Genomic DNA, 1,111 nt, shown 5'->3' with positions numbered 1-1,111 from the left:
AAATGGCAAAAGGTAAATTCGAACGGACCAAGCCGCACGTCAACGTCGGCACCATCGGTCACGTTGACCACGGCAAAACCACCCTGACGGCTGCAATCGCAACCGTTCTGTCGAAGAAGTTCGGCGGTGAAGCCAAGGCGTACGACCAGATCGACGCGGCTCCTGAAGAAAAGGCACGCGGCATCACCATCAACACCGCGCACGTCGAGTACGAAACCGCATCGCGCCACTACGCGCACGTCGACTGCCCAGGCCACGCCGACTACATCAAGAACATGATTACCGGTGCTGCGCAGATGGACGGCGCGATCCTGGTGTGCTCGGCCGCTGACGGCCCGATGCCACAGACCCGCGAGCACATCCTGCTGGCGCGTCAGGTTGGTGTTCCTTACATCATCGTGTTCCTGAACAAGTGCGACCTGGTCGACGACGCGGAACTGCTGGAACTGGTCGAAATGGAAGTCCGTGAACTCCTGTCGAAGTACGAGTTCCCAGGCGACGACCTGCCAATCATCAAGGGTTCGGCACGTATGGCACTGGAAGGTGCAGCCGGCGAAATGGGCGAAGAGTGCATCATCCGCCTGGCCGACGCTCTGGACAGCTACATCCCAACCCCGGAACGTGCTGTTGACGGCGCCTTCCTGATGCCAGTCGAAGACGTGTTCTCGATCTCGGGCCGCGGTACCGTGGTGACCGGTCGTGTTGAGCGCGGCATCATCAAGGTCGGCGAAGAGATCGAAATCGTCGGTATCACCGACACCGTGAAGACCACCTGCACCGGCGTGGAAATGTTCCGCAAGCTGCTGGACCAGGGTCAAGCTGGCGACAACGTCGGCCTGCTGCTGCGCGGCACCAAGCGTGAAGACGTCCAGCGTGGCCAGGTTCTGGCCAAGCCGGGCTCGATCAAGCCGCACAACCACTTCACCGGCGAGATCTACGTTCTGTCGAAAGATGAAGGCGGCCGTCACACCCCGTTCTTCAACAACTACCGTCCGCAGTTCTACTTCCGTACCACCGACGTGACCGGCTCGATCGAGCTGCCAGCGGACAAGGAAATGGTCATGCCAGGCGATAACGTGTCGATCACCGTCAAGCTGATCAACCCGATCGC

1 protein-coding gene is annotated in these 1,111 nt (G+C 60.2%); it reads left to right on the top strand.

All coding sequences use genetic code 11. From position 1 onward, the window contains the following. Positions 1 to 2: 2 nt before the first annotated feature. On the top strand, positions 3 to 1,111 hold a 1,109-nt coding region (gene tuf, locus C2862_RS25015), incomplete at its 3' end, for an elongation factor Tu (protein WP_136223763.1).

It is taken from the genome of Massilia sp. Mn16-1_5 (assembly GCF_004798585.1).
In the GTDB taxonomy this organism is placed as follows: Bacteria; Pseudomonadota; Gammaproteobacteria; order Burkholderiales; family Burkholderiaceae_D; genus Telluria.
This window is presented reverse-complemented; position numbering and strand designations above follow the sequence as displayed.